Source organism: Cellulomonas sp. P24, from assembly GCF_024704385.1.
GTDB lineage: Bacteria > Actinomycetota > Actinomycetes > Actinomycetales > Cellulomonadaceae > JAJDFX01.
Genome location: NZ_JAJDFX010000002.1, coordinates 817,168 through 841,381 on the forward strand (window position 1 = coordinate 817,168; position 24,214 = coordinate 841,381).

General features: G+C 70.8%; 21 protein-coding genes and 1 pseudogene. 8 read left to right on the forward strand and 14 right to left on the reverse strand.

The annotated features are described in order from the left end of the window. Positions 1-31: 31 nt before the first annotated feature. The gene (locus LJB74_RS03880; RefSeq protein WP_259307286.1) at positions 32-706 is read right to left on the reverse strand and encodes an SDR family NAD(P)-dependent oxidoreductase; all 675 of its coding nucleotides are present in this window, start codon (positions 704-706) and stop codon (positions 32-34) included. A 151-nt stretch (positions 707-857) separates the two neighbouring features. Next, positions 858-2,576, reverse strand: a complete 1,719-nt coding sequence (locus LJB74_RS03885) for an IlvD/Edd family dehydratase (RefSeq protein WP_259307287.1) — start codon at positions 2,574-2,576, stop codon at positions 858-860. 49 nt (positions 2,577-2,625) lie between these two features. Here LJB74_RS03885 and LJB74_RS03890 point away from each other — a divergent pair, with 49 nt between their 5' ends. The 4 genes from LJB74_RS03890 to LJB74_RS03905 all read left to right on the forward strand — a co-directional run bounded on the left by LJB74_RS03890 (position 2,626) and on the right by LJB74_RS03905 (position 6,368). Beyond that, positions 2,626-3,585 carry an SMP-30/gluconolactonase/LRE family protein gene (locus tag LJB74_RS03890; protein ID WP_259307288.1) on the forward strand — a complete coding sequence of 320 codons (960 nt, stop codon included), beginning with the start codon at positions 2,626-2,628 and terminating at the stop codon, positions 3,583-3,585. A gap of 73 nt (positions 3,586-3,658) precedes the next feature. Continuing rightward, positions 3,659-4,531, forward strand: a complete 873-nt coding sequence (locus tag LJB74_RS03895; protein ID WP_259307289.1) for a fumarylacetoacetate hydrolase family protein — start codon at positions 3,659-3,661, stop codon at positions 4,529-4,531. A 14-nt stretch (positions 4,532-4,545) separates the two neighbouring features. After that, a complete protein-coding gene (locus tag LJB74_RS03900; RefSeq protein ID WP_259307290.1) occupies positions 4,546-5,553 on the forward strand; it encodes a zinc-binding dehydrogenase in 1,008 nt (335 codons plus the stop codon). Between the two features lie 17 nt (positions 5,554-5,570). Beyond that, complete coding sequence (locus tag LJB74_RS03905; protein WP_259307291.1) at positions 5,571-6,368, forward strand: IclR family transcriptional regulator; 798 nt, start codon at positions 5,571-5,573, stop codon at positions 6,366-6,368. 88 nt (positions 6,369-6,456) lie between these two features. On the opposite strand, the gene LJB74_RS03910 is transcribed toward LJB74_RS03905, so the two are convergent. The 7 genes from LJB74_RS03910 to LJB74_RS03940 form a co-directional block, all read right to left on the reverse strand. After that, positions 6,457-8,580 (reverse strand): beta-galactosidase, encoded by a 2,124-nt coding sequence (locus LJB74_RS03910; protein WP_259307292.1) that lies wholly within the window; start codon positions 8,578-8,580, stop codon positions 6,457-6,459. 16 nt (positions 8,581-8,596) lie between these two features. Next, entirely contained in the window at positions 8,597-9,541 is a 945-nt protein-coding gene (locus LJB74_RS03915; protein ID WP_259307293.1) for a carbohydrate ABC transporter permease, read from the reverse strand. Beyond that, positions 9,538-10,482 (reverse strand): carbohydrate ABC transporter permease, encoded by a 945-nt coding sequence (locus LJB74_RS03920; protein ID WP_259307294.1) that lies wholly within the window; start codon positions 10,480-10,482, stop codon positions 9,538-9,540. The genes LJB74_RS03915 and LJB74_RS03920 overlap by 4 nt, the downstream gene beginning before the upstream one ends. Before the next feature lie 135 nt (positions 10,483-10,617). Continuing rightward, on the reverse strand, positions 10,618-11,973 hold the full coding sequence (locus LJB74_RS03925; RefSeq protein WP_259307295.1) for an ABC transporter substrate-binding protein: 1,356 nt from the start codon (positions 11,971-11,973) through the stop codon (positions 10,618-10,620). Positions 11,974-12,047: 74 nt separating this feature from the next. After that, positions 12,048-13,052 (reverse strand): LacI family DNA-binding transcriptional regulator, encoded by a 1,005-nt coding sequence (locus tag LJB74_RS03930; protein WP_259307296.1) that lies wholly within the window; start codon positions 13,050-13,052, stop codon positions 12,048-12,050. 285 nt (positions 13,053-13,337) lie between these two features. Beyond that, the gene (locus LJB74_RS03935) at positions 13,338-14,393 is read right to left on the reverse strand and encodes an AEC family transporter (RefSeq protein WP_259307297.1); all 1,056 of its coding nucleotides are present in this window, start codon (positions 14,391-14,393) and stop codon (positions 13,338-13,340) included. Between the two features lie 131 nt (positions 14,394-14,524). Next, entirely contained in the window at positions 14,525-14,998 is a 474-nt protein-coding gene (locus LJB74_RS03940; RefSeq protein WP_259307298.1) for a hypothetical protein, read from the reverse strand. 137 nt (positions 14,999-15,135) lie between these two features. Here LJB74_RS03940 and LJB74_RS03945 point away from each other — a divergent pair, with 137 nt between their 5' ends. Next, on the forward strand, positions 15,136-16,050 hold the full coding sequence (locus tag LJB74_RS03945; protein ID WP_259307299.1) for a hypothetical protein: 915 nt from the start codon (positions 15,136-15,138) through the stop codon (positions 16,048-16,050). Here the strand turns inward: LJB74_RS03945 and LJB74_RS03950 are convergent. Next, complete coding sequence (locus tag LJB74_RS03950) at positions 15,991-16,662, reverse strand: CG0192-related protein (protein ID WP_259307300.1); 672 nt, start codon at positions 16,660-16,662, stop codon at positions 15,991-15,993. The two genes, LJB74_RS03945 and LJB74_RS03950, sit on opposite strands and share 60 nt — an antisense overlap. 137 nt (positions 16,663-16,799) lie before the next feature. Between LJB74_RS03950 and LJB74_RS03955 the strand changes: the two genes are divergently transcribed. After that, positions 16,800-17,120, forward strand: coding sequence for an antibiotic biosynthesis monooxygenase (locus LJB74_RS03955; protein ID WP_259310279.1), 321 nt, complete (start codon positions 16,800-16,802; stop codon positions 17,118-17,120). An 83-nt stretch (positions 17,121-17,203) separates the two neighbouring features. Here the strand turns inward: LJB74_RS03955 and katG are convergent, their stop codons facing one another. Next, positions 17,204-19,423, reverse strand: coding sequence for a catalase/peroxidase HPI (katG, locus tag LJB74_RS03960; RefSeq protein WP_259307301.1), 2,220 nt, complete (start codon positions 19,421-19,423; stop codon positions 17,204-17,206). 77 nt (positions 19,424-19,500) lie between these two features. Further along, on the reverse strand, positions 19,501-19,983 hold the full coding sequence (locus LJB74_RS03965) for a Fur family transcriptional regulator (protein WP_259307302.1): 483 nt from the start codon (positions 19,981-19,983) through the stop codon (positions 19,501-19,503). A 199-nt stretch (positions 19,984-20,182) separates the two neighbouring features. Here LJB74_RS03965 and LJB74_RS03970 point away from each other — a divergent pair, with 199 nt between their 5' ends. Then, positions 20,183-21,169 (forward strand): LLM class F420-dependent oxidoreductase, encoded by a 987-nt coding sequence (locus LJB74_RS03970; RefSeq protein WP_259307303.1) that lies wholly within the window; start codon positions 20,183-20,185, stop codon positions 21,167-21,169. On the opposite strand, the gene LJB74_RS03975 is transcribed toward LJB74_RS03970, so the two are convergent. Next, entirely contained in the window at positions 21,159-22,031 is an 873-nt protein-coding gene (locus tag LJB74_RS03975; protein ID WP_259307304.1) for an alpha/beta fold hydrolase, read from the reverse strand. The two genes, LJB74_RS03970 and LJB74_RS03975, sit on opposite strands and share 11 nt — an antisense overlap. Before the next feature lie 125 nt (positions 22,032-22,156). Beyond that, positions 22,157-23,716 (reverse strand): long-chain fatty acid--CoA ligase, encoded by a 1,560-nt coding sequence (locus tag LJB74_RS03980; protein ID WP_259307305.1) that lies wholly within the window; start codon positions 23,714-23,716, stop codon positions 22,157-22,159. Between the two features lie 158 nt (positions 23,717-23,874). Here LJB74_RS03980 and LJB74_RS20780 point away from each other — a divergent pair. Next, positions 23,875-24,210, forward strand: a pseudogene (locus LJB74_RS20780) (acyltransferase family protein); the annotation flags it as partial. Positions 24,211-24,214 lie beyond the last annotated feature (4 nt).

Here is a 24,214-nt window from a genome sequence, read left to right on the forward strand (position 1 = left end):
CCCATGCTGCCGACCGCGTCGGGCTGACCTCTCAGTACGTGGCGCGTCCACCGCTGATGTCGTAGACGCTGCCGGTCGAGAAGCTGCACTCGTCGGACGCGAGCCAGGAGATCAGGGCGGCGACCTCCTCGGCCGTCCCGAGGCGGCGCATCGGGATCAGGCTGATCAGGTGCTCCAGGACGTCGGGGGCGGTCGTCGCGTTCATGGGCGTCGCGATGACCGCCGGTGCGATGGCGTTGACGAGGACGCCGCTGGTGGCCAGCTCCTTGCCGAGGGACTTCGTCAGTCCGATCACCGCGGCCTTCGACGCCGAGTACGCGCTGAGGTTCGGGTTGCCGTCCTTGCCCGCCATGCTCGCGATGTTGACGATCCGACCCCAGCCCTGCTCGCGCATCCCCGGCACCACGGACCGACACATGGAGAAGATGCCGTTCACGTTGACGTCGAAGGTCGTGCGCCACTCGGCGTCGGACACCTCCCACAGGGGCTTGTTCGGGCCGACGATCCCGGCGCTGTTCACCAGGATGTCGACCGGTCCCACCGATGCGACCGCGCGCGCGACGTCCTCCGGGACGGTGACGTCGACGACCACGTCGGCACCGGGTGAGCGGTCGAACGTGACGACGCGGACGCCGTCGGCGCGCAGTCGCGTGGCGCACGCCTCACCGAGCCCGCTGAGCCCACCTGTGACGATCGCTGTTCTCATGAGTTCCTCCTGGTCGTCGAGGCGACCGCGACGCGGTCGTGCACCTCGGGGATCGTGCGGGTAGGGCTGTGTGGTCACCGCGCCGTGCCGGGTGGCATCAGGCCGCGGCAGGTCAGCGCAGCGTCGGCGCTCGGAGCGCTCAGTGGGACGCTCAGTGGGACTCGCGGTGGATGGTGTCCCCGCTCGAGCCGACGAGGAAGTCCAGGTCGACCCCGGTGTCGGCCTGCTGCACGTGGTCGACGTAGAGCCGCTCCCACCCGCGGACCGGCGCCGCGTAGGCCGCCGTGCTCGCCGCCGTCGCACTCCTGGCCGCGAGCTCGGCGTCCGGGACGTCCAGGTGCAGGCGCCGCGCCGCGACGTCGAGCTCGATCTCGTCGCCGGTCCTGACCAGGGCGAGCGCACCGCCGGCAGCGGCCTCAGGGGCAACGTGCAGCACGACTGTGCCGTAGGCGGTGCCGCTCATCCGCGCGTCGCTGATCCGGACCATGTCGCGCACGCCCTGCTCGAGCAGCTTGCGCGGCAGCGGCATGTTCCCGACCTCGGGCATGCCGGGGTACCCACGTGGACCGCATCCGCGCAGGACGAGGACGGAGTCGGCGGTGACCTCGAGGTCGGGGTCGTCGATCCGGGCCCGCAGGTCCTCGATGCTGTCGAACACCACGGCCGGGCCCCGATGGTGCAGCAGCTCGGCGCTGGCCGCGGCGGGCTTGATGATGGCACCACGCGGCGCGAGGTTGCCGCGCAGCACCGCGATGCCCGCATCGACCATGAGCGGTTCGTCGCGAGGCCGGATGACCGTCGGGTCGAACACCGGGTTGTCCGCGAGGTGGTCGACCAGCGGCGCGCCGGTGACCGTGATCGCCTCGGGCCGGAACAGCTCCCGCACCTGGGCGAGCGCGGCGAGCACCCCGCCGGCCCGGTGCAGGTCGTCCATGAGGAACTCACCGGACGGCTGCAGGTTCACCAGCAGCGGCACACCTCGGCCGACCTCGTCGAAGTCCTCGAGGGTCAGGTCCACCCCGAGCCGCCCGGCGATCGCCAGCAGGTGGAGCACGGCGTTGGTCGACCCGCCGACGACGGCGACGGCGACGATCGCGTTGAGGAACGCCTCCCGGGTCATGACGTCGCTCGGGCGCCGGTCCTGGGCGACCATGTCGACGATCAGCCGCCCGGTCTCGTGCGACATCGACAGGAGCCGCGCATCGGGGGCCGGGATGCCGGCGAACCCGGGGATCGTCATCCCCAGCGCCTCCGCGACCACTGCCATGGTCGAGGCGGTGCCCATCGTGTTGCAGTGCCCCTTGCTGCGGATCATGGAGCTCTCGGAGCGCGTGAAGTCCTGCTGCGAGAGCGCGCCGCCGCGGACCTCCTCGCTCAGCCGCCAGACGTCGGTCCCGCACCCGAGCGCAGTGCCGCGGAACGTGCCGGTCAGCATCGGCCCTCCGGGCACGACGACGGCCGGCAGGTTCACCGACGCGGCCGCCATGAGCAGCGCGGGGATCGTCTTGTCGCAGCCGCCGAGGAGCACCACGCCGTCGATCGGGTTGGCGCGCAGCATCTCCTCGATCGCCATCGCGGCCATGTTCCGCCACAGCATCGCGGTCGGCTTGACCTGGGTCTCTCCGAGCGAGACGACCGGGAGGTTGTACGGGACCCCACCGGCCTCCCAGATGCCCTGCTTGACCGCGTCCGCCACCTCGTTGAGGTGCATGTTGCACGGCGTCAGGTCTGACGCCGTGTTGGCGATGGCGATCTGCGGCCTGGTCGAGTCGAGCGCGGAGTCCGGCAGGCCTCTTCGCATCCAAGCCCGGTGGATGTAGGCGTTCCGGTCCTGCCCGTCGTACCAGTCGGCACTCCGAAGGTGATCCACGGCGATCCTCGGTTTCCAAGAGTTAGAAGATCCGTCTAGTATTCGGAACATGCTACAGGAACTCGGCGCGACCCCGCCGAACCCGTCGGGCCTGTCAGGACCGCCGGTCCTGCCGACGCCGTATCCCTCGCGCCAGGCGACCGGACCGGAGTTCGAGCTCGCCGAGGGGATCCTCTGGGACGACCGCCGCCACGAGGTGGTGTGGGTCGAGATCCTCAGCGGCGAGGTCCACGTCGCCGGCTTCGACGGGAACACCCTTGCCCCTCACCGGGTGCTGACCGTCGGACCGACCGTGGGCGCCGTCGCGCTCGCCGAGGACGGCGGGTACCTCCTCGCCGGATCGCGCGGCCTCGCCACCCTCAGCCCTGACGCCGTCCTCCAGCGCGGGCCCGACCTGCTCGGCGATCGGCAGGATGTCCGACTGAACGACGGCACCGTCGACCCGCAGGGCCGGTTCCTCGTCGGCACGTTGTCGTTGACCGGTCCGACCGGGCTGGAAAGGCTCCTGCGCATCTCGCCCGACGGCACCGTCGAGACGGTGCGCACCGGGCTGAGCCTCAGCAACGGGGTGGCGTTCTCTCCCGACGGCGCGACGGTCTACCACGTCGACACCCTGCGCCACAGCGTGGAGTCGCACTCCTACGGGCCGGGTGACATCGACCTGGACGAGCCCTGGGTCCCCATCCGCGCCGCGTTCGCCGGTCTCCCCGACGGGATGGTCGTCGACACCGAGGGTCTGCTCTGGATCGCCCAGTGGGGCGCCGGCCGCGTCCAGCGCTTCACCCCGGACGGCACGCTCGTCGCGGAGGTTGCCGTCGACGCACCGCACGTCTCCTGCATGGGCTTCATCGGGCCGGGGAGAGACACGCTCGCCATCACGACGGCCCGCGAGGGGCTCGCCGCGCCCACCCCCGCCTCGGGCGCGCTCTTCCTCGCGGAGGTCGGCGCGACCGGGCTCCCGGAGCACCGGTGGGCCGGCAGCACCGTCGCGCCCTCCTGGGTCACCTGACCACTCTGACCCGATCTGCTTCACCGACGACAGTCCGCCATCACCGCACCACCACCACAGAGAGCAGGACCGCATGCGACTCGTCCGACTGGGAACCGCCGGCCACGAAGCACCCGGGGTGCTGGTCGGCGACGACACGTTCGTCGATCTCTCCGACGTCGTCGGCGACTTCGACGAGGCGTTCTTCGCCTCCGGAGCACTGTCCGGTCTCGCCGACATCGTCGCGACCCGGGTCGCCGCCGGCGCAGGAGAACCGGTCGCCGGCCGCCGGTTCGGTGCACCGTTCGCCCGACCTCACCAGATCCTGTGCATCGGGCTGAACTACAGCGATCACGCGGCAGAGACCGGCCAGGCCGTCCCGGACGAGCCCATCGTGTTCAACAAGGCGCCGAACACCCTCGTCGGTCCCGATGACGACGTCGTCGTCCCGCTCGGCAGCAAGAAGACCGACTGGGAGGTCGAGCTCGGCATCGTCATCGGCACCCGCGCCTCCTACCTGCCCGACGAGGCGGCAGCGGCCGCGTCGATCGCCGGGTACGTGCTGGTCAACGACGTGAGCGAGCGCGCCTGGCAGATGGAACGCGGCGGCCAGTGGGTCAAGGGAAAGTCGGCCCCGACGTTCAACCCGGCCGGCCCGTACCTGGTGACCCCCGACGAGGTCGGTGACGTGCTCGACCTGGACATGTGGCTCGAGGTCGACGGCGTGCGCCGTCAGACCGGGTCCACGCGAACCATGCTCTTCAGCCCGACGTACATCGTCCACTACCTCAGCCAGTTCATGGCGCTCGAGCCCGGCGACCTGATCAACACCGGGACACCGCCCGGCGTCGGCCTCGGGTTCACCCCGCCGGTGTTCCTGCGTGCGGGCCAGACCATGACGCTCGGCGTCTCCCGGCTCGGCTCCCAGACCCAGCACGTCGTCGCCCACCCGTCGGCGGTCGGCTAGTGCGCGCCCTCGTCGTGACCGGCCCGCGCGAGGCGTCGGTCCAGGAGGTCCCGGCGCCGGTACCGGCACCCGGAGAGCTGCTCGTCGAGGTGGAACGGGTCGGCATCTGCGGTACCGACGTCGAGCTCTACACCGGCGAGATGGCGTACTTCGGTCAGGGCGTCACGCACTTCCCGATCCGGCTCGGTCACGAGTGGGCCGGGCGGGTGATCGCCACGGGATCGGAGTCCGACGCGGACTGGCTCGGGAAGCGGGTCACCGGCGACACCATGCTCGGCTGCGGTCGCTGCGAGTACTGCCTCCGGGGGGTTCACCACGTCTGCCCCGACCGGTTCGAGGTGGGGATCCGGGACGGGTGGCCCGGTGCTCTCGCCGAGCAGACGCTCGTCCCGACGCGGTTCGCGCATGTCGTCCCGGAGAACGTCAGTGTCACGTCGGCCGCGCTCGTCGAGCCGGCAGGCAACTCCCTGCGGTCCGTCTGGGCCGCCGACCTGAGCGCCGGGGACCGGCTGCTCGTCCTCGGCTCCGGGACGATCGGCCTCCTGGCCGCCCAGCTCGCCCTGGCGCACGGGATCGAGGTGCACGTCGCGGGGAAGCGTCCACGATCACTGGAGCTGGCGCAGCAGCTCGGCGTGCCGCACGTGCGGACCCTCGACTCCCTCGGCGACGCCGATGCGAATACCTTCGATGCCGTGATCGATGCGACGAGCCTCACCGACGGGCCCGCGCTCGCCGCACGGCTGGTCAAGCCGCACGGACGGATCGTCCTGGTGGGCCTGTCCGGCACGCCGAGCCTCGTCGACACCCGTGACGTGGCGCTCAAGGACGTGACCGCCGTCGGCATCCTCTCGGCATCGCCGGGGCTGGCGGGCGCGATCGCGGAGCTCGCCTCGGGTGGCGTCGTCCCCGACGCGATCGTCAGCGAGGTCATCACGCTCGAGGACGTGCCGGACCGACTCGACGGGCACCGCGGCGCCGAGGCAGGCCCGGGCCCCAAGGTCCACGTCGACCCACGCGCATGACGAGCCGACAGGAGTCGGTGGCTTCCGACCAGCCGCACCCCGACGACGAGCGCCTCGTCGGGGCCGACCGTGTGCTCGCGGTGCTGGTCGAGCTCGCCGGCCACCCCGACGGGGTCACGCTCGACGAGCTCGCCCAGACCCTCAACGGCACCAAGCCCACGATCCACCGTGCCCTCGTGTCCCTGCGCAAGGCCGGGCTGGCGGACCAGATCGGGCGCGGTCACTACCTCCTCGGCGACGAGTTCCTCCGGCTCGCGTTCCGCAACCACGAGGCGCGGCCCGACGCGACCCGCATCGAGCCTCTGCTCCGAGCCCTCGCGGACGAGTTCGGGGAGACCGCGCACTACGCCGTGCTGAACGGCACCGACGTGGTCTACCGCGCCAAGGTCGACCCGCCCGCTGGAGCGATCCGTCTGACCTCGACGATCGGCGGCCGCAACCCGGCGTACCGGACGGCGGTCGGCAAGGCACTCCTCAGCCGGTCGATCACGAGCGAGGCCGCCCTGCGCGACTGGCTCGGCACCACCACGCTCGAGCGCCGAACCCCGCGCACCCTCACCACCGTCCCGGCGCTGTTCGAGGACCTCGCGCGTAGCCGCGACCGCGGATACGCCGTCGACGACCAGGAGAACGAGGCGTCCGTCAACTGCGTGGCGATCCCCGTGCACCTCAGCGGCAGCGCGATGCCGACCGGTGCCGTGAGCGTCAGCGGCCTCACCTTCCGAACCCCGCTCGCGACCCTGGTCGAGGCGGTGCCGCGCATCCGCGCGATGATCGAGGAGCACCTCGGTACCGGCGCCTGCGGACCGCTCTGAACCGTGGTGCCCGAGCATCGCCCCGGCTCAACCGCATCCGCGAGCGCGAGGATCCCGCGGGCTGCCGCAACGGGCCTCACGCCTGCCGTCACCCCTCGATCAGGATGCGGACGTCCCACGGCCCGAGCGGGACCTGGTGGTCACGCTCGACGACCTCGCCGGACAGCGCGTCCCGCACGGCGACCGGGACGGTGACGTCGACGGGCTCCCAGGACCAGTTGTGCAGGAACCGCAGCCGTCGACCCGCACCCGAGGTTGCCGAGTACACGGTCACCGAGCCGGTCGCGAGCGCGCGCCAGGCGTCGTCGGCCACCGGCACGAGCCACTCGACGAGTGCCTGCGCGAGCTCGGCGTCGGGCACGGTACCGATGGTCGTGATGCGCCCGTCACCGTGCGCGGACGTGGTGACGGCGGCCCACCTCCCGAGGAACGGGTGCTCGTAGGCGGCGACCACCTCGGCCCCGGCGGGGACGAGGCCGTCCGCCCACCCCGTCGCACGGGCGCTCGACGGCAGGTCGAGCGCGCCGCCGACGGCGTGGACCGGGACGGGTTCCGCCAGCGTGGCGAACTCCTGGTAGGACACACCGGCCGCATCCGACAGCAGCGCCGGTTTGACCGTGAGGCGTGCGCGCGCCTCCTCGTCGGCGTACGCGGAACGAGGGCCGAGCACGAGGTGACCGCCGGCGGCGGCGTAGCGCCGCAACCACTCGAGGAGGCGGTCGGACGCGATGTAGAGGGCAGGAACGAGAAGGACCGGCAGGTCCCGAGCGACCTCGGCGGGGTCCATCAGGTCCGTCTCGTCCTGCACCAGCTGGGCGTCGTGCACCATCCGGACGGTGACCCGCGCGTCGAAGGTGCCGCGGTAGAACGCGTCGAAGATCCGCTGGTAGGAGGTGGCGTCGGGCTCCGCGCCGCGCGTCAGGACGGGCTGCGCGGCCAGTCCCCACGCCGAGGCGTGGGAGTAGAGCATCCCGACCTGGGCATCGGGGGTGAGACCCGCCACCAGGTCGCCGGCCTGTTTCAGCTCCGCCCCGAGAGCGGACAGCTGCTCGTAGACGCGGCCGGGTACCTGGTCGTGCGGGAGGATGCCGATCCAGTAGGTCTCCGTGCCGTAGTGCAGCGTGTGCCAGTTCCAGTACTCGATCATCTGGGCGCCGCGGGCGATCATCGCCCAGGCCACCTGACGCCACTGCCCGTCGTAGGCCGGGAAGTTCATCGACGACCCGCCGATCGCCCCGGCGTCCGTCTCGGTCACCAGGAACCGCTCCTGGCGCGAGGCGTACATGCGGTCGGCGCTCTCCAGGACGCTCCACGTCCCGGCCATCGCCCAGCCCTGCCCCTCGATGCCCTGGTCGGGAACGGCCAGCGCGTCCTGCATCGCGTAGTACGGGTTGCCCGCAGCGACGTCGAGCACCGCGGTCAGCGCTCGGTCGTCCACCGCGGGCCGGCTGTAGGCGAGGCAGGTGGTGACGAACTGGTCGGGTCGGGCGATCTCCCGCACGATGCCGACCTGCCAGGCGATGAAGTCGGTCGTCAGCTGGGCCTGGAACCGTCGCCAGGCGAGATCGTACTGCGGTTGGGCGTTGCCATCGGGGGTCCAGAGGTCGGCCCAGGTGGACAACCGGTGCGACCAGTACGTCAGTCCCCACTCGCGGTTGAGGGTCTCGACGTCGCCGTAGGTGTGTCGCAGGTGGTCGACGAACGTCGCGAAGATGCCCCTGTTCTGCAGCAGCTCGAGACCCGGTTCGTTGTCGACCTGCACGCCGATCACCGCAGGGTGGTCCGCGTACCGGCCGACGACCGCGCGGATGATGCGTTCCGCGTGGAAGCGGAACGCCGGGTGCGTGAAGTCGGCCTCCTGGCGGGCGCCCCACGGGATCCGCTGCCCGGTCACCCGCTCTCCGGCGATCTCGGGGTACTTGCGCGAGAGCCACGGCGGCACCGCGTACGTGGGTGTGCCGAGGATGACGTGGATGCCTCGCTCGGCCGCGCCGTCCACGACGGGCGCCAGCCACTCCAGGTCGAGGACACCGTCCTCGGGCTCCCACGTCGACCAGGTCGACTCCCCGACGCGGATGACCGAGAAGCCGGCCGCGGCCATGAGGTCGAGGTCCTTCTCGAGCCGCGGAGCCGGTTGGTACTCGTGGTAGTACGCGGCGCCGAAGAGGACGGGCCGGGGAAGTTCGCGCATCGGGAGCTGCTGCCCTTTCATGTGGTGAACCGTGAGGTCACTGCTTGACGCCGCCGGTGGCGAGCCCGGACTGCCAGTACCGCTGCAGGAACAGGAACGCGACGACGAGCGGGATGATCGAGACGAGTGATCCGGTGATCACCATGGAGAAGAGCGCCTGCGACCCGGACCCTGCCGAGGAGGTCGCCTGCCACTGCGCGAGCCCGACGGTGAGCGGGAAGTACTGCGGGCTGCTGAGCATGATCAGCGGCAGGAAGTAGTTGTTCCACGTCGCGACGAGCGCGAACAGCAGCACGGTGACGAATCCCGGCGCGAGCAGTCGGAGCGCGACGCTGAAGAAGATGCGGGCCTCGCCTGCTCCGTCCACGCGGGCCGCCTCGAGGAGCGAGTCGGGGATCGATCCCGCGGCGTAGACGCGCATCAGGTACACGCCGAACGGGCTGACCAGGGACGGCAGGATGATCGCCCAGGGTGTGTCGGTGAGCCCGACCTTGGCGAACAGCAGGTAGGTCGGGATCGCCAACGCGGTCAACGGGACCATGATCGCGCCCATGACGATCGCGAACAGGCCGTTGCCTCCCGGGAAGTACAGCTTGGCGAAGGCGTAGCCGGCCGCCGTCGCGAGAGCGGCCGCACCGACCCCGCTCGCCACGGCGTACACGATCGTGTTCCGCAGCCACGAGAGGTAGATCCCGTCCTGGAACGTGAACACGTCCAGCAGGTTCTCGGCGAGGTTGACGTGCGAGAACCACAGCCCGAACGTCGAGAACAGGTCCGCGTTCGACTTGGTGGAGGCGATGACGAGCCAGGCGAGCGGAAGGAAGAAGTAGGCGGCGCAGGCGAGCAGGGCGATCGTGAGCACGTTGCTGCGTCGGCTTCCCACCTGTCGGCGGCGTCTCGTCCGGGTAGGCCGTGCGCCTGCCGCAGTCGAGTTCCGTACGGCGACGGTGCGCAGCTGGCCGGCGAGGGGTCCTGAGGTCATGAGCGACGCTCCCGTCGAAGCGCGCCGAGCTGGACCGCGTAGGAGGCGATCATGATGACGATCCCCAGGAGGAACGCGACTGCGGCGGCATAGTTGATGTCCTGGTTGACGAACGCGAGGTTGTAGACGTAGAGGTTCGGCGAGTAGCCCACCCCGATGACGTTCGGTGCGAGGGACCGCAGCAGGTTCGGCTCGTTGAAGAGCTGGAACCCGCCGATCACCGAGAAGATCGTGGTGAGCAGCAAGGCAGGCTTGAGCGCGGGGATCTTGATCGACCACGCCACCCGGAGCTCGCCCGCGCCGTCGACCCGGGCCGCCTCGTAGAGCTCGGTGGGGATGGACCGCAGGGCGGCGTACAGGATGATCATGTTGTAGCCGACGAAGCTCCAGGTGACGATGTTCATGATCGAGCCGAGCATCCACTGGCTGCCGAGGAAGGGTGGTGCCGGCAGGCCGATCGCTCGGGCGGCCTGGGCGAACGGCCCGAAGTCCGGGCCGTAGAGGTATCCCCACATGAGCGCGGCGATCACCCCGGGCACCGCGTACGGCATGAAGATCGTCAGCCGGATCACCCTCTGCAGCCGCAGACGACCGCTGTCGAGGGCGAGGGCGAACAGCAGCGCCAGGCTGAGCATGATGGGCACCTGGATGAGCAGGAACTTCAGCATCCGCAGCAGACCCTCGAGGAACAGCGGGTCCTGCACGGCGCGCATGTAGTTGCCGAGCCCGGCGAAGACGGTGCCCCCCACGAGCTGGTCACGGAAGAGCGAGAGGTAGCCGGCGTAGACCAGGGGCAGCACCAGCATCGTCAGGAACACCAGGAAGAACGGCGCGACCAAGAGGTACGAGGCGATGGCCTGGCGCCGCTTGAGCCCTCCACGCCGGTGCGGGCGCACCGCGACCAGCTCCGGTCCGCGCCGCGTCAGGGCGATCTGGGACATGTCCTGTCCACCTCCTCGGTGGGGTGTGCGTGCTCGGGGGCTGGCGATCGGCTGAGGCCGCGGGCGTGGTGAGCCGGCGAGATGGGCCGGGGCTGCGGGCGGGCCGGATCCTCACCGGCCCGCCCGAACGTGGGGCTACTTGACCGTGAAGCCCTGCTGGGTGGCGTAGGTCGTGAGCGCTGTCTGCCACGCCTTCAGCCCGGCGGCGAGGTCCGTCCGGTCGGCGACCGCCTTGCCCATGGTCTCGTTGTACGACGAGTACGCGTAGTCCATGAACGGCAGCCACGAGAAGTCCGGCACGACGGTCGCGGAGATCGCAGCGAACTCCTTGTTGACCTGCTGGCCGCCGTAGAACTCCGACTTCTCGTCGATGAAGGCCGGGTCCTTGAGGATCGACGTCGAGGCCGGGAAGAGGAACTGCTTGGTGGCCAGCATCAGGGACGGCTCGTGCTGGGTGTTGAGCCACAGGGCGAGCTGCGCGGCGGCGATCGGGTTCTTCGTCGACTTCATCACGGCCGTGGTGGAGCCTCCCCAGTTGCCTGAGGTCGGCTTGCTGGCGTCCCACTGCGGCAGGGGCGCCGCGCGCCAGAGCCCGGACGTCTTGGCCGCGGTGCCCTGGAGGAACACCGGGCCCCACGCGGCGGTCTGCCAGGAGGCGTACCGACCGTTGGCGATGCTCTGATACCACTGGTCGGTGAAGTCGGGGTCGACCGCAACGACGCCGTCCTTGACCAGCGGGTTCCAGAAGTTGACGACCTTCTCCGCCTCCGGGGACTCCAGGTTGATCGTCACGGTCTTCTTGCCGTCGTACCCGAAGGGACGCGCACCGGCCTGCCACAGCAGGCCCACGAACGCACCGGCGTCGTTGCCCGGGTAGTCCGTGAAGTACTTGTCGGGGTTGGCCGCACGGTAGGCGCGAGCATCCGCGGCGAACTCGTCCCAGGTGGTGGGCGGGGTGATCCCGGCCGCCGACAGGAGGTCCTCGCGGTAGAGGTTGCCCATCGGGCCCACGTCCTGCGGGATCGCGTAGACGGCGCTCCCGTTGGAGACCTGGGACCAGATCCAGCTCGCGTAGTCGCCGGAGGCCTTCGCGGCACCGTACGGCGCCAGGTCGAGCAGCGAGTTCCCCTGGGTGAACGAGGGCAGGTACTGGTACTCGATCGCGGCGACGTCGGGCGCACCGGTGCCCGCCTTGATCGCGGTGCGCAGCTTCGTGTAGTGCGCGCTCCCCTCGTTGACGACGGTGACGTGGATGGCCGGGTACTTCTTCTCGAACAGGTCGATCTCGTCCTGGATGTTCGGGACCCAGGTCCAGAACGTCAGGTCGGTCTTGGTCGTCATCGCGGCGTCGATCGCCGCCTGGGAGACCGCACTGGGGGCGGCGGTCGTGGGGGTCGTGCTCGCCCCGCCCGAGCACGCCGACAGGGCAAGAGCTGCCACGATCGTCGTCGCAGCGAGGCCTGCTGCCGGACGCTTCGTGAACGGACGCATAGCGCTACCTACTTCCTTGTGGGTGTGATGCTGTCGTGCACGGATCAGTCGTGGCGCCGTGAGGCGCCGGGTACTCAGCTCTGGGCGACCCGCGTCGGTGCGGGGCCCGAGCTCGCGCGGATCACGAGGTCGACGGGCATCTGTGTCACGCCCGGAGTGATCTGCTCTCCGTTGATCGCACGGATGAGCTCCGTCACCGCGCGGCTGGTGATCGCGGTGAAGTCCTGGCGCACGGTCGTCAACGGCACCATGAGGAACTCGGAGTCGGGCGCGTCGTCGAAGCCGACCACCGAGACGTCGCCGGGGATGCTCCGGCCCTTCTCACTGAAAGCCCTCATGAGGCCGATGGCCATCTGGTCGTTGGCCGCGAGCACGGCTGTCACGTCGGGTCGCTCGGCAAGCTCGAGGCCGGCACGGTAGCCGGATCGGGCGGTCCAGTCCCCGGCGATCGGCTCGTGGATCGGTGCGCCGGCCTCACGCAGGGCGTCGCGCCACCCCTCGATCCGATCGGTTGCCGCATGCCACGCCACCGGTCCGGCGACGTGCCACACCGTGCGGTGCCCGAGCGAGAGCAGGTGCTCGGTGGCCCGCATGACTCCGCCTCGCTGGTCGGCGACGACCGCGGGGCACACGACGCCGTCGGCCACCGGGTCACCGACGCTGATCGCCGGGATGCCGCGGAAGACCTGGGCGGCGATCCCCTCGACGGCGACGGGTCCGGTGAGCACGATCCCGTCGACGCCCTGGGAGACGAGACGGTCGATCGCGCGAGCCATCTCCTCACCCGAACCCTCGGCCGCCGAGACGATCACGACGGCGTACCCGGCCGCGGAGGCCGCGTGCTCGACTCCGAAGAGCTGTGCGGACGGGCCGAAGAGCGCCGTCCCTGCCGTCACGATCCCGATCACGCTGGTGCGCTGGGTCACGAGGGCGCGAGCTGCGGAGTTCGGTCGGTAGCCGAGGGACTCGATCGCCGCATTGACCTTCTCACGGACGCTCTCCCGGACGTTGGGGGCGTCGTTGATGACCCGCGAGACGGTCTTCTGGGACACCCCGGCAAGGCGTGCGACGTCGGTCATCACCGGCCTCGACGCCGAGCGGTCCGTGTCCTGAGTCACCCTGATCCCTCCAATTGACTACGCTGTCAACCCGATGACTACGTAGTCAATGCCCCGCCCGCTCTCCCGTCAAGAGCCCGGAACAAGACTTCTTCCGTTTGACCCACCGCGGTGCGGCACACGGGAGGGACTCTGCTCCGCTCCTCGACACCTGACCTGGGCAGACGCCAACGCCGTGCCGACCGGCCGCCAAGAACCGATCACGCCGTCATTCGTCGGGCGGCACGGTAGGCGTGGTGGGGGTGATCAGGCCACGCCGAGCACCGCGAGCACAGCGATCAGCACGATCGACACCGCCGTCGACAGCGTCAGCACGCTGCCGATGAACGCCGCGTTCCGCTTGTAGTACACGGGGATCACGAACGGCGCCGGCAGGACGAACAGCATGACCGCGGCCTTCGCGTACCACACCGAGAAGCCCAGCGCCGGGACGACCAGCAACCCGAACCCCAGGCCCAGAGCCAGGCCGACGACCGTCCGCAGCACCACGATCTTCACGATCGCCGGGTCCCTCGGGATCCCGCCGGCCAAGGAGGCTCCGATCACCAGGCACACGAGCGGCGTCGTCAGACCACCGATGGTGTCGAAGATCGGTGCCGCGAACCCGTCGGCGCCGGCAAGGCTCGAAGCGAAGCCCGGCGCGACCAACGAGATCGCCAGTCCCCCGAAGATCGCCCACAGCACCTTCGACGCCAAAATGTCCCGCCACGGGAAGATGATCGATCTCCCGGTGGCACCCCACGCACCAGCGCCCGTCGCGACGGCCACCGCACCACCCGTCCCGCCCGGTGACGCGCCGACAGACCCGACGGGCAGCGGTCGACCGACCACGACCTCCTCGCGCACCCGGTGCTGCTCGAGGACGCTCATCTGCACCATCAGCACGGTGAAGACGTAGACGACCTGCCCCATGTCGAGGGCCGCGAACGAGGAGAGCTCCTCGTTCCCGTGCAACGCCACGAAGAACGCGTAGCCCAGCATCCCCGCCTCGAACCCCTGGAACAGCAGCCGGGTCTCCGGTCTCGGCAGTCGCACAGCCCGGGTCAGCACGGCACCGATGCCGGCCATCACCGCGCACGCGGCGAAGACGGCGAGGGCAAGGACGGCGTTCCGCCCCTCCGGCCGGAGCTGGAGGAACGCCCGGAACAGCAGCAGCGGCAGCGTGAGCGTGGTGATGAGCAGCTTGAGCCCGTCCACCGCGCGCTCCCCCAGCAGCCCTCGCCGGGACATCAGCACACCGGCGAGGAGGAGGACCCCGATCGACACCAACGACCCGGCGGCCTGCAGCACGGTCAGCCCCACATCCTCATCGGTCCGACGCCGTCCGCAGAGGTTCGGTGGCGTCCGGGTCGCAGGCTACTCGCCGACGGGGTGCGACCGACGCACCGCCCACGCCGCCCGCCGGTCCCGACGGCCGACGATCCGCGCCGGGGTCAGAAGCTGCAGTTCTGGGCCACCCAGACCGCGACCGTGCCGATGTCCGAGGAGTTCCCGGTGAGGGCGTCGGCGATCGCGGTCGACAGCGCGGCCTGGTCGATCGTCCCGCCCTGGGCGGCCTTGCCGATGGCGTCCATGACGTCCGCATAGGTGGTGGCGGCCTGGAGGATCTCGGCCGGTGCGAACGTCCGCATGTCTGTCGCAGCCGCGCGGAACTGCGCGCCGACGGTCGCGAGGTCACCCGTCGGGGTCTCGCTCACCGCCTGGAGCTCCTGGAACGCGCCGCAGAAGTCGGTCGCCGTGCCTCCGGCCACCGGCGCCGGCGTCGTGGGCGGCGCGACCGTCTCCGCGGGCGACGACACGGCGCCCGCGGTCGTGGCGGGAGCGCTCGACGATGAGGGGCTCGACGACGACGAGCAGCCGGCGAGCGCGACGACCAGGAGCGAGAACAGGACGATGAGGCGCTTCATGGTGTCTCCCCCACATGCCGGACACCTCTGTCCGTTCCAGCGTAACGCCGGCCTCACCGGACCCGCCTGCCGAACGACGGCGTCCGGCCGAGGCAAAGGCCACGACAGGGACGCTCGCCGAGGTCCACGATGGCCCGATGTGGACGACGCAGGTTCAGGTTCTCGACGACGTCGCACCCGCGGACTGGCTCGCCCCGCGGCTCGACGGATCGTTCGGGACCGTCGCGCGGACGGTGCCCCGCGGTTTCGCCGCGTACGCGCGCATCCTGCACCCTGCGTTCGACGAGGACGCAGAACCCGTCCGCTGGTCGGAGGTCGCGATGCGCACCCGCCGTCAGGTGCACGCCACCGCGCAGTGGCACGCCCTCGTCGGCTCCCCGGACCACTGGGACACCCACGACGGGCTGTGGCCGTACGGACCACCGGAGCAGGGCAACCTGCACCTCGACCCGCTCCTCGCGCTCTGCGACGCGCTCGCGAGGCACACCACCGCACCGGACACGTGCTACTTCTGCCTGTGGGAAGGCTGGGGCTGGATCCACGGAAGCCCTGCGGTCGCCCGCGCCACCTTCGGGTCGGGGAAGGCCGAGCCCGTTCCACCGGCGCTGACACCCGACGAGCTGCAGTCACCCCGGGTGGTGCACCCCGGCCGGAGCTACCTGCTCCTGCGCGGCCCGCTGTCGGCGACCGAGGCCCTGGCCCGCTACGAGCCGGGACGTTGGGGAACCCAGTCCCCCAACCTGTTCTGGCCTGCCGACCGGTCGTGGTGCGTGGCCAGCGAGATCGACTTCGACTCGACGCTGGTCGGCGGCAGCACGGCACTCGTCGACGAGCTGCTGCGGTCACCGGACCTCGAGGCCTGGCCCATCGGCCCCGACGACTCGATAGCGTTCGACGCCGACACGGTCAACGTGCTCCCGGGGCCGGCGGAGGCTGACGCCGACCCTGGCGCTGGGCGCGTCAGGCGCGCGTGGTTCCGGGCACGTCGCGGCTCACCGCACCGTCGCGAGGACGAGCACGACCGGAGCCGTCCGCCCCACCCAGGTGCCTGAGAGCACGGCCCGTCGTGTCGCCTCGGCTGGTACCAGGGCATCGAGACCCGACGCATCAGGACCCAGCGCGCGGGCGATGACGAGCGAGAGGTCACCTGCCTCGACGACGGTCACGTCCTGCTCCTGCCGCACGGTGAGCTCCTCGACCGGGACCTGGGACGGCACGGGGGCGTCAGCCGGACCGCTCCCGGTGACGCGTGCCGTCGGTTCGCGCGTGACGCGCTCGCCGTCGACGTCCAGGTACAGCTCGGCCTGCCGTCCGCCTGTCAGCGCCGCCGTGGCCACGGCCTGCACGTACACGGGATCACCGACACCGTCGTACACCCACCGCGGACCCAGCACCGAGTGCTGCATCGTGCCGATGAGCCACTGCTCACCGCCGACGAGCGGCGCACCTCGATACGTCAGCGGGACCTGCAGAACCGGGCCGTCACCTGCGCGCACGAGCAGCGTCTCGACGCCCACCTCACCCGCCGGGTCGTCGAACCGGAACGCCCCGACGCTCGTGAGCGTCGCACCGGACTCCCCGACGTACCACGGCTGGGACGGTGCCCACCCGTCGAGGAGCTCGATCTTGGACGGGGTCAGCTCGGCCTGGTGAAGGAGTGCCATGCCGCCGATGCTACGGCGCGCTCACCCGGTGCAAGGACCGGGCAGGTCGGTCGGTCTCGCGCCGGTCGGAGGCGGACCGTAGGTTGAGGAGGTCCCCAGCGCGATTCATCCTGCAGTCCATGAGGAGACGTCACCCGATGACCGTCATCAAGATCAATGCCATCACCGTGCCGGCCGACGGCGGCGACGAGCTCGCACGCCGGTTCGCCGGGCGTGCCGGTGCGGTCGACAACCAGCCGGGCTTCGAGGGGTTCGAGCTGCTCCGACCGACAGATGAGCGCACCACCTGGTTGGTCGTCACCCGCTGGGCCGACGAGGAGTCGTTCCAGGCGTGGGCGAGCTCACCGGCGTTCGCGCACGGGCACCGCGGCGCGGCACCCGATCAGGCCCCGGCGCCGCAGGTCGCTGTCAGCAGCGAGCTGTGGTCCTACGAGCCCGCCGGCGGCTCGACCCACTGACTCCCACGCCGGGAAGTCCCACCCCCTCCGCGGGCGCCGAGGTCGAACCTCGCCTCGGCGCCCGCGCTCGGACCTCCGGGAGCTCAGCGGTGCAGGTCGAAGCGGTCGAGCTCCATGACCTTGACCCACGCGGCGACGAAGTCGTCGACGAACTTCTCGGCGGCGTCGTCCGACGCGTACACCTCGGCGACCGCCCGCAGCTCGGCGTTGGAGCCGAAGACCAGGTCGGCGCGCGTGCCGGTCCACGTCCTGCCGGTCGCCCCGACGGTGCCGACGAACCGGGTGGACGCCTCGTCGGCGGCGCGCCACCCGGTGCCCAGGTCGAGAAGGTTGACGAAGTAGTCGTTGGTCAGCACACCCGGCCGGTCGGTGAGCACACCGGTGTCGGACCCGTCCCAGGTGGCCCCCAGCACGCGCAGCCCGCCGACCAGGACGGTCGTCTCCGGGACGCTGAGGGTGAGCAGGTTGGCCTTGTCGACGAGGAGGTACTCGGCCGGCACCGACGTACCTGCGGCGACGTAGTTGCGGAAGCCGTCGGCCTTCGGCTCCAGGTAGGAGAAGGAGTCGACGTCGGTCTGCTCCTGCGTCGCGTCCACGCGGCCCGGGGTGAACGGCACGGTCACGTCGCGACCGGCTGCCTTCGCCGCGGCCTCCACGCCCGCCGATCCGGCGAGCACGATCAGGTCGGCCAAGGAGATCGCCTTGCCCGGGGTGCGGGCGTTGAACGTCTCGGCGATCGCCTCGAGCCGGGGCAGCACCTGGGCGAGCTGCTCAGGGTTGTTGACCTCCCAGCCGGCCTGCGGTGCGAGCCTCAGCCGTGCACCGTTCGCGCCGCCTCGGCGGTCGCTGCCGCGGAACGACGACGCCGCCGCCCAGGCGGTGGAGACCAGCTGAGGGACGGTCAGGCCGGAGGCGAGCACCTCGGCCTTGAGCGCGGCGACGTCGTCGGCGTCCACGAGCGCGTGGTCACGTGCGGGGAGGGGGTCCTGCCACAGCAGCACCTCGGCCGGGACCTCGGCGCCGACGTAGCGGGAGACCGGTCCGAGATCGCGATGCGTGAGCTTGAACCAGGCCCGGGAGAACGCGTCGGCGAACTCCTCGGGGTGGTCGAGGAACCGGCGGGAGATCTTCTCGTAGACCGGGTCGACGCGCAGGGCGAGGTCCGAGGTCAGCATGCGCGGCTCACGCGTGCCGTCGCCGAACGACTCCGGCACCAGACCGGCGCCGCCACCGTTGACCGGACGCCACTGCTTGGCACCGGCCGGGGAGTCGAACAGCTCCCACTCGTAGGCGAAGAGGATGTGGAAGAACTCGTTGTCCCACCGGGTCGGGTGGTAGGTCCAGGTGACCTCCAGGCCACTGGTGATCGCGTCGAGGCCCTTGCCGGTGCCGTAGGTGGACGTCCACCCGAGGCCCATCTGCTCCATCGGGGCGACCTCGGGCTCGGCGCCCAGCGCGTCGGCGGGTCCGGCGCCGTGGGTCTTGCCGAACGTGTGCCCACCCGCGATGAGCGCCACGGTCTCCTCGTCGTTCATGGCCATCCGGGCGAAGGTCTCGCGGATGTCGCGCGCAGAGGCCAGCGGGTCCGGGTGTCCGCCCGGCCCCTCGGGGTTCACGTAGATCAGGCCCATCTGGACGGCGGCGAGCGGGTTCTCCAGCTCACGGTCGCCGCTGTAGCGCCCGTCACCGAGCCACTCGGACTCCGGGCCCCAGTACACCTCGTCGTCGGACTCCCAGGCGTCCACGCGACCGCCGGAGAAGCCGAACGTCGTGAAGCCCATCGACTCCAGGGCGACGTTGCCGGCGAGCACGATGAGGTCGGCCCAGCTGAGCGCCTTGCCGTACTTCTTCTTGACCGGCCACAGCAGGCGCCGCGCCTTGTCCAGGCTGACGTTGTCCGGCCAGGAGTTCAGCGGCGCGAACCGCTGCTGCCCGGACCCGGCGCCGCCGCGGCCGTCCTGGACGCGGTAGGTCCCGGCGCTGTGCCAGGCCATGCGGATCATGAACGGGCCGTAGTGGCTGAAGTCGGCGGGCCACCACTCCTGCGAGGTCGTCTGCACCGTCGCGATGTCCCGCTTGACCTCGGCGAGGTCGAGCGCGGCGAAGGCGGACGCATAGTCGAAGTCGGCACCCAGCGGGTTGGCGACGGCCGGGTTCTTGGCGAGGACCTTGAGGTTCAGACGCTCGGGCCACCAGCGCCCGTTCGCGGGCCCACCGCTCGGGGCGGTGCTGTGGACGACCGGGCAGCCGTCGGCTGATCCGGTGACGGTCGGGGCGGTGGTGGCGTCGTGCAGCTCGGTCATGGTGCTCCCTTGGGTGTGGTGCGTGGACGTCAGGCGTGGAAGGTGGGCTCAGTGCCGGAGAACGAGGTTCCGGAGGACTACGTGCCGGAGGGCTCGGTGCCCGGGGACTCGGCGCCCGAGGGTTCAGCCCCGGCGGCGAGGCGCGCGCAGGAGGGGCACGTGCCCCAGTAGACGACCTCGGCCTCGTCGATCTCGAAGCCGTGGTCCTGGGCCGGGGTCAGGCATGGCGCGTGCCCGACGGCGCAGTCGACGTCGCTGATCGACCCGCAGGTGCGGCAGACGACGTGGTGGTGGTTGTCCCCGACCCGCAGCTCGTAGCGCGCGAACGTGCCCTGCGGCTGGATGCGGCGGACAACGCCACGCTCGGCGAAGGTGTTGAGCGAGTCGTACACAGCCTGGTGCGAGACCTGTACGGCGCTCGCACGGACGGCCGCGATGATCTGGTCGGTCTCGGCGTGGGGATGCGCGCCGACCGCCTCGAGCACCGCGAGTCGTGGAGCGGTCACCCGCAGTCCGGCGCTGCGCAACAGGTGCTCGAGGTCGAGCTGCGTGGTGGCCACCTCGTGACCGTAGGCCACAATCTTGAATGATTCAAGAGAACTCGCGGACCCGCGTGTCTCCGAGCATCCTCCGCCGCGGTTCGGACCCGTCCCACCGGAGCGTGCGCTTGAGGAGCTTCCCGGTCGCCGTCGTCGGCACCGACGGGCTCGCGAACCGCTGAGTGGTGCACCACCGGCCGGCCGATCTAGGTTCGACGGCATGACCATCCGCTTGGGTTACCAGATCCCCAACTTCACCTACCCCGGTCGGGTCCCCGCCGAGATCGTGCCGACCGTCATCCGGCAGGCACGCGAAGCCGAGGCGGCCGGTGCGGACGCCGTGTTCGTGATGGACCACTTCTACCAGCTGCCCGGCATCGGCGACCCGGACGATCCGATGCTCGAGGCGTACACGCTGCTCGGGGCGCTCGCGACGGCCACCGAGCGCGTGCAGCTGTCGACGCTCGTGACCGGGAACACCTACCGCAACCCGACGCTGCTGGCCAAGGCCGTCACCACGCTCGACCTGGTCAGTGCCGGTCGCGCGGTCCTCGGCCTCGGGGCCGGCTGGTTCGAGCTCGAGCACCAGCAGCTCGGGTTCGAGTTCGGCACGTTCACCGATCGGTTCCATCGCCTCGAGGAGGCGCTCGCGATCATCCTCCCGATGCTGCGCGGTGAACGTCCCACCGTCTCCGGCGAGTGGTACCGCACCGAGCAGGCGATCAACGAACCGCGCCTGCGCGACGACCTGCCCCTGCTGATCGGCGGCGGCGGGGAGAAGAAGACGTTCCGCTACGCGGCGCGGCACGCCAACCACCTCAACCTGATCTGCAACGCCTCGGACGTGCCGCGCAAGCTCGACGCGCTCGACGCGCGGTGCGACGAGGAGGGTCGGGACCGCTCGACGCTCGAGACCAGCTTCCTCGGCTTCGTGATCGTCGACGAGGACGGCGATGCCGCACGCCGGATGCACACCGAGATGCTCGCCTCGCGCGGCATCGTGCTGGACACGATGGACGCCGCCACCCGCCGGCTCGCCACCGACCGGCACTTCGTCGGCTCGCCCGAGGACGTCGCGGAACAGGTGAAGACCCGGGTGCTCGACGCAGGCGTCGACGGCTTCGTCTTCAACCTGGTGGCCAACGGGCACGTGCCCGGTGTCGTCGCGATGGCCTGCGAGGCGTTGAGCCCGCTGGTCAGGCCCTGAGGAGCTCGTCGAGGATCTGGGCCGTGACCGCCGGGTCCTCCTCGTTGGGGCAGTGACCGGTGGCGGGCACCACGCGCACCGGCGCACCGAGCCGAGCCGCCATCGTCCGCTGCCAGTCCTGGGGCCACGCGTCGTCGTTCTCGCCGTGCACGACGGCGGTCCGCAGGCCGGTGGCGGCGAGCTCGGCGGTCCGGTCGGTGGGGTCCGCGAGATGGTCGATCGCGGCCACGAGCTGGTCCGGGTGGGTGAGCTCGGCGCGAAGCCGAAGGAACGCGTCGTCCGGGGAGAGGTCGAGGTCGTCCAGGTGAGCGCGCTCGGGGTTCCGCAGCCGCCACAGGTCGATGTGCGGGTTGGCGAGGAGCGCGGCGCGGTCGTCGGCGTTGCGACCCGCCCAGCCGTGCGGGCCCGAGCAGAGCAGCGTCAGCGAGGCGAACCGTTCCGGGTAGGCGATCGCTGCCGCCCGCGCGACCAGCCCGCCGAAGCTGTGACCGATCAGATGGAGACGCCCGCCGGCCGCTCCGAGTACGGCGCGCGCGACCTCCTCGACGTCTCCGGCCAGCAGATCCATCCCGTAGGACGTTGGCAGGTCCGGACCGGAGGAGTCCCCCTGCCCGCGCTGCGAGAACGACCACGCGTCCCAGCCGCGTCGGGCCAGCTCGGGCAGCAGCAGCCGGTGGTCCTCCTTGCTGCCGGTGAACCCCGGGACGATCAGCACGGTGCCGGTCGGCGGTCCGTCAGGGGCGTGGTGCAGGGCCGTCAGCGGGCCGACCTGCGCCCGGATCACGCGCACCTGCGTCCCGAGCTCGAGCGGCAGGTCGCCCAGCGGGATCCCCGGCAGCACAGCCGGCGCGTCGTGAAGCACCTGATCCTCCGTCCCGCGTCGGCCCGTCCGGCGCTGCGGCGACGCTAGGCCACGAGGTCGACCGCGGCAAACGCCCGGGCCCCAGCGTGGCTCCGCCCTCGACGAGCCCGCGGTGCGGACCCGCCTCAGCGGAGCTTGCGCTTGAGGATCTTCCCGGTCGCCGTCGTCGGCAACGACTCGACGACCTCGACCAGGCGCGGGTACTTGTACGCAGCCATCTGCTCCTTGCCCCAGGCGACCAGCTCGTCGGGGGTGGCCGAGGCGCCGGGCTTGAGGATGACGAACGCCTTGACCTCCTCGCCGTACCGCTCGTCCGGGACCCCGATCACCGCGGCCAGGGAGACCGCCGGGTGCGTGAGGAGGACCTCCTCGATCTCGCGCGGGTACACGTTGTAGCCACCGCGGTTGATCATGTCCTTGGACCTGTCGACGATGTAGTACCAGCCGTCCTCGTCGCGACGTCCGAGGTCGCCCGTGCGGAACCACCCGTCGTGGATGGCCTCCGCCGTCGCGTCGGGCCGCTTGTAGTAGCCCTTCATGACGTTGTGGCCCTTGATCGCGATCTCACCGATCGCGTCGGGCGAGTCCTGGAGCTCCGCCCAGCCGACCGGGTCGATGAGCTTCATCTCGACGCCGGGGATCGGCAGCCCGATGGACCCGACCCGCGCCGGTTCCCCGTACACGCTGAAGCTCGCGACGGGTGAGGTCTCGGACAGCCCGTACCCCTCGAGGATCGTCACACCGAACCTCTGCTCGAAGTTCTTGTGGACCTCCACCGGCAGAGCGGCCCCACCCGAGACGGCGACCCGGAGGTTCTTCGCGATCGAGGAGATGTCGACGCCCTGCTCCAGTGCACCGAGCAGCGCCCAGTACATCGTCGGGACGCCGGCGAAGAACGTCACCCCCGCCTTCAGCATGAGGTCCAGCGCCGTGCCGGCCTCGAAACGCGGCAGCATCACGACCGTGCCGCCGAACGCGCACGCGGTGTTCTGGATCACGGTCTGCCCGAACGAGTGGAAGAGCGGGAGCACGCACAGGTACGTGTCCGGGGCGTCGACGTCGACGTCGAACAGCGGCCCGCAGGACAACGCGTTGTCGCGCATGTTGCGGTGCCGCAGCTCGGCGCCCTTGGGCTGCCCGGTCGTCCCGGACGTGTAGAGGATCACCGCGGTGTCGTCCTCGTCGGTGGCCACGGACTCGAACGTCGTCGGCTGGGAGGCCATGGCCTCCCCCAACATCTCGGTGCCGGGGATCGGCGACGCCGCGGTGGGGTCGGCGGTGATCACGAGGAAGTGCTCGCAGGACTCGACCTCTCCGAACCCTGCGTATCCCTCCGCCCCGATCGGCAGCTCGGGCGTGCCCTGGAAGCAGACGTAGGCCTTCGCCTCCGAGTCGCTCAGGTGATAGGCCACCTCGCGGCCCTTCAGCAGCACGTTGAGCGGCACCACGGTCGCCCCGGCCTTGAGGATCCCGAAGTAGACGATCGTGAAGTACGGGAGGTTCGGGCAGCTCAGCGCCACCTTGTCGCCTGGCGCGATCCCCCGCGAGACCAGCAGGTTCGCGACCTGGTTGGCAGCGCCGTCGAGCTGGGCATAGGTGAGATGCGTGCTCCCGAAGACGATCGCGTCACGGTCGGGGAACCGGTCCGCACTGTTCTCGAGCAGGGACGCCAGGTTGTACTGCACGGGACCGCACCTCCGCCATTGGGGTTGGTGTGGCTAACCTACCCGCGCGGCTCCGGGAGGACGAGAGCCACGCGACGAGCCGACCTCCGGTGCTGGTCGGGTGCACCCGTGGGACGATGCGAAGGACTCCAGCATCCGCCGGCGCGCAGGAGGGCACGATGGGAAGCCCCTCGCCGCTCGCCCCCGCCCCGGACGCCGGCCTCGGCACGCGTGACCGTGTGCTCGACGCGGTCAGGGCCGCCGCACTGGTCGTCGTCGTCATGGGCCACAGCCTCCAGTGGGACACCAGCACCGGGAGCCCGACCGCTGTCCTCGAGCAGCGACCCGGCCTGGTCTGGGTCACGTGGGTCGCTCAGGTCCTGCCGCTGTTCTTCGCGGCCGGGGCCGTCACCAACGCGATCTCGTGGAGACGCGACCCCGACGTCGGCGCCTACCTGCGGCGGCGACTGGTACGCCTGTCGACCCCGGGCCTGGTCTACGCGACCCTCTGGACCGTCC